This window comes from Actinoplanes sp. NPDC051633 (assembly GCF_040681735.1).
Taxonomy (GTDB): Bacteria; Actinomycetota; Actinomycetes; order Mycobacteriales; family Micromonosporaceae; genus Actinoplanes.
Genome location: NZ_JBFAZH010000703.1, coordinates 1 through 4,149, shown reverse-complemented (window position 1 = coordinate 4,149; position 4,149 = coordinate 1). Strand labels below are relative to the sequence as shown.

Sequence of the window (4,149 nt, the reverse complement as noted above, 5' to 3'; positions counted from 1 at the left end):
GGGTGGAGGGCGCGACGAAGGTCATCACATTGCCCGCGCACACCACGACGTCGAAACGCTCGGGCAGGTCGAGCTCGCTGAGGTCGCCGACCTGCCAGCGTGCGCCGGGGTGATCGGCGGCGGCCACCGCGATCAGGGCGGGGTCGAGATCCACGCCGACCACGCGGTGCCCGGCCGCGGCGAGATGACCGCCGACCCGGCCGGTGCCGCAGCCCGCGTCGAGGATCCGGGCGCCGCGCGGCACCATCGCGTCGATCATCCTGGCCTCGCCGGCCAGGTCCTCGCCGCGCGCGGCCATGTCCCGGAACCGCCGGATGTACCACTGCGAGTGCCCCGGATCGGCCGCGAGCTTCCGGAGCCAGCCGTTCTCCTGAGCCACCATGCCTCCTGTCGATCGATCAGTTTTCGAGAAGCCCTCGGGGCAGGCGGGTACCTAGCATTCTGTTCGTACCCGGAAGAATTTTGCCCGACGAAGGAGATCTCATGGCTGCCAGGCAGAAGTCCGAGACGTTCACGGCCGAGGAACGCGCCGCGATGAAGGAGCGCGCTCAGGAGATGAAGGCGCGGCGCGGCGCTTCCAAGGCGGATGAGGAGAGCGCCGTTCTCGCGAAGATCGCGGAGATGGAGGAGCCGGATCGCGGCCTTGCCGAGCGCATTCACGCGATCGTCAAGGAGAGCGTTCCGGAGATGACCGCCAAGCTTTGGTACGGGATGCCCGCGTACTGGAAGGACGGCAAGAACGTGTGCTTCTTCCAGCCCGCGCTGAAGTTCAAAGCGCGCTATGCCACGCTCGGCTTCAACGACCCGGCGAAGCTCGACGACGGCACCATGTGGCCGACCTCCTGGGCCCTGACCAAAATGACGAAGGCGAACGAGAAGGCGATCGCCGATCTGGTCAAAAGGGCGGCCAGTTGACCGCACGCGCTCTACGCTCTGAGCCGGATGCGGACGGCCTCCGTACCCCCGCCTTCCTGATCGCGCCGCTGCACCTCGACGAACCCGGCGCGCTCGGCCACGGCGGCGGACCGGGCGTTGCGGACGTCGTGACGAATGGCGGCCCGGTCGATGCCGGGCAGTTCGAACGCCACTCGGGTGATCGCTTCCACGGCGGCGGTCATATAGCCCTGGCCGGTGCGGCTGGTGCGCAGCCAATAGCCGATTTCGAGTACGCCGGGTCCCATCCGAGTCATCAGACCGATGGAGCCGACCAGTTCACCGGCCGCGTCGAAAATGGCGTAGTTGAACTCGGTGCCGTCAGCCCAGCCGTCGTCGGACCGCTCAACGAACTCGCGGGCGGTGCCGACGTCGTAGTCGTCCCGCGCCCACGGCAGAAAGGGCTGAAGCTCGGGCAGGGACTCCCGCACGGCGGCGGCGGCCTCATCGGCCCACCGCAACTCCCAGCGCTTGAGCACAAGCTCCCCGGCGGCGACGATCTCGGGCGGTTTCACGCCCGCCAGACTGGCGTCGAAAGTCGCCGCCCGCAAATCAATTCACATGAGATGGACTTCGACCTGGAACCCGGGCGCCAGAACCCCGTTGAGGTGCCGGGCGTGCGCTCCGAGCCACTGAACGGCGTCGCTGGGCGCCGCAGTGACCTGAAGAAGCACATAGTCGTCGGCGCCGTCGGTCCCCTCACCACAGACACAACAACGAAGCCGCTCACTCACCGCCCCGGTCCAGCCGGGCTCATCGGTGCTCACTCCCACTGACCGCCCTCGATCTTGTTGTTGACGTACCGTTCGGTGGCATTCTTCAGCACAGTGGTAGGGGCGCCGCTGGGATTGCTCATATCCCGCACGACGACATCGTACGTACCGTTGCCATTGTCGAGGACCCGGACGATCTGCCCATCCTGCTGGACATACATGTCGCCGTTCCGCCATACATGGTCGACGTCAACGCCGCGCATACCGGTGCGGTCCGTGCCGTGGACGTCCCGTGTGCTCGTGCCGCCCGAACCTGTTTGACCAGATGCGCTACCGCCGGCCGCGGTGGGTCGTCCGCGCTGCCCAGCCTCTCCGGTCGAGTCCTGCGCCTCGGAAACGCTGTCGCCACGGTGTGGTCGGGAGCCTCCGCCCCCGTCACGGCGCCCGGGGGGAGATCCACCGTCATCGCCACCGCCGTGAGGACTCCGCGGCCGCCCCGTCATTGGCCAGCACCATCCATAGCCAGCGGAGTCTATTGACAACGGCCAAGATCAGGTGTCCCGCGAACGCTCGGCCAAGGTCCTTCCGGAGTTGATGGCATGCTCATGGTATGCCGGATCAACACCCTCCACCTCGTCTATGGCAAGCCGCCGATCGCACCGGCGGACCGCTGGACGATGTCCTGGACGTTCTGCGCCGGCGGTACTTCGGTCTGGTCGTGCATCGGCTCGGCAAGAACCATTCCGCCGACGACGACAACGTGTACTTCATCGGCCTCGGCCGGAACCTCGACATGGTGCAGGTCGACACCGGCCCGAACGGACAGCCACCATTCACGGTGGAAGCCCACGCCCGGATCGACACCGACGAGCCGACCGAGGCACTCGCCGCGATCCAGGACCACCTGGCTGTCAACGCCGGCGATCTGCCTTCGGCGCTCAATGCGCTGTCCGGCGCGCTGGGGCCGGCCGTCGACCGGGACTGGTCCGCCCGCGCCGACACGCTGGGATGGGACTGCTGGCACACCGCCGAGCACATCGGCGACGTCCTGCTGTCCTACGCGGCCCAGGTCGTCGCCCGGCCGACGACGCGTTACGTCCGCTTCCTGGCCAGCGCAGACACGGACGCCACCGCGGCCGAGGTGTTGGAGTTCGCCCTCACCGGTGGCGGCATCCTCGACGCCGCAGTGCGCGCAGCGCCGCCAACCCTCCGCGCGTATCACCCCACCGGGATGGCCGACGCCGAGGGATTCGCCGCGATGGGGTGCGTCGAGGCTCTCGTACACGGCTATGACATCGCGCAGGGCCTCGGTGTAGATCTCACCGCACCGCCTGGGGTCTGTGCCCGGGTGCTCGCCCGGCTGTTCCCGGACACGCCGGACACGCTCGCCGACCGCGACTCGTGGAGCACGTTGCTGTGGGTGACCGGCCGCGTCGACCTGCCGGGGCGTCCACGCCGCTCGGAGGAGTGGCAATGGCACGGCGCTCCTCTGGGCGACAGCTGAGGCTCTACCCGGGCGACTCGACCTCGTCGATGACCTCGCGAAGCATTTGGGCGAGCTCGCGGAGAAATCGCGCCGCTCCGGCGTCGGAAGGGTCTTCCAGGACCCAGCTCGCATCCCAGCCCACCAGCCGCGCCAGGGTTTCCGGAGGATATTGCTCGTTCGCGACGGTCTCCAGCGCAGCCAGGTCTCCGCGGTGCCGCATGGTGTTGAACTGCGCCGTACGCCGCAGGTCAGCGCGCACCTCGTCGAGGCCGTCGGCGTCTTGGACGAAGCTGCCGAGGACCTCGCGCACCCGGTCGAGCGGAGACAACGAATCCCTCGCGGCGATGCGCGCGCGCAGACTGGGGCATCAATTGATTAGAACCTTGGGGACTTCGAGATTCACCCTGAGACACGTCTGCGGTTCGCCCGGGGACCTTGTGCACCACCAGAAAGTTCGGATCACGACGAGTTCCAACTCGATCTCCGGTGGTGGGAATGGGCGCTCCCGCGTGCCGGTCCCGAGCAACACCTCGACGCCGTCGGGCAGGTCGATTCCGCGGTCGCGGAGGAACTGTGGCGGATCGGCGACCGCCGCCTCCCACTGGCGGCTGTCGAGAGCTACTTCGTTGAGTACATTCAGGACCAGTTCCGTTGCGCCGTCGGAAAGCAACGCGAGTGATTTCTCGAGTTGCCTTCGGTCGAGTCGGCTGTTGCGGTTCTCTGCCATGGCATCTCCCGAGGCCGGAATCAATGAGTCGATGCTCCTCGGGCCCACCCGTCGTCAGCGCCGAAAGTCGGTCACTCGACAAGAGCCCTTTCCGACATGGACGACCGCCCGGCGAAAAGACCATTCGACTTCGAGGGGGTACGAGCGCCGACCCAGCTTCGTTTGCGCGACCGTGGCGGGCCACCGCCACTATCGACACCACCTCGTCTATCAAGAAAGCACAATCGCGTTCCTCAGCTGCCTGGTCGAGCCCAACGTCACCTGGAAAGCTGTGTGCACGACATGCTTCC

General features: G+C 67.3%; 7 protein-coding genes. 2 read left to right on the top strand and 5 right to left on the bottom strand.

What is annotated here, in order from left to right; translation table 11 throughout:
• The coding region (locus AB0M20_RS30160) for a class I SAM-dependent methyltransferase (RefSeq protein ID WP_364303710.1) at window positions 1-382 on the bottom strand (382 nt) is incomplete at its 3' end.
• Window positions 383-483: 101 nt separating this feature from the next.
• Between AB0M20_RS30160 and AB0M20_RS30155 the strand changes: the two genes are divergently transcribed.
• Complete coding sequence (locus tag AB0M20_RS30155; RefSeq protein WP_364303709.1) at window positions 484-915, top strand: DUF1801 domain-containing protein; 432 nt, start codon at window positions 484-486, stop codon at window positions 913-915.
• An 11-nt stretch (window positions 916-926) separates the two neighbouring features.
• On the opposite strand, the gene AB0M20_RS30150 is transcribed toward AB0M20_RS30155, so the two are convergent.
• Both AB0M20_RS30150 and AB0M20_RS30145 read right to left on the bottom strand, forming a co-directional pair.
• Window positions 927-1,448 (bottom strand): GNAT family N-acetyltransferase, encoded by a 522-nt coding sequence (locus tag AB0M20_RS30150; RefSeq protein ID WP_364303708.1) that lies wholly within the window; start codon window positions 1,446-1,448, stop codon window positions 927-929.
• A gap of 248 nt (window positions 1,449-1,696) precedes the next feature.
• Window positions 1,697-1,909 carry a hypothetical protein gene (locus tag AB0M20_RS30145; protein ID WP_364303707.1) on the bottom strand — a complete coding sequence of 71 codons (213 nt, stop codon included), beginning with the start codon at window positions 1,907-1,909 and terminating at the stop codon, window positions 1,697-1,699.
• A gap of 347 nt (window positions 1,910-2,256) precedes the next feature.
• Between AB0M20_RS30145 and AB0M20_RS30140 the strand changes: the two genes are divergently transcribed.
• Entirely contained in the window at window positions 2,257-3,150 is an 894-nt protein-coding gene (locus tag AB0M20_RS30140; protein ID WP_364303706.1) for a maleylpyruvate isomerase N-terminal domain-containing protein, read from the top strand.
• A 4-nt stretch (window positions 3,151-3,154) separates the two neighbouring features.
• Here AB0M20_RS30140 and AB0M20_RS30135 read toward each other — a convergent pair whose 3' ends face one another.
• Entirely contained in the window at window positions 3,155-3,442 is a 288-nt protein-coding gene (locus AB0M20_RS30135) for a hypothetical protein (protein WP_364303705.1), read from the bottom strand.
• A 57-nt stretch (window positions 3,443-3,499) separates the two neighbouring features.
• Complete coding sequence (locus tag AB0M20_RS30130; protein ID WP_364303704.1) at window positions 3,500-3,859, bottom strand: hypothetical protein; 360 nt, start codon at window positions 3,857-3,859, stop codon at window positions 3,500-3,502.
• Window positions 3,860-4,149: the final 290 nt, after the last annotated feature.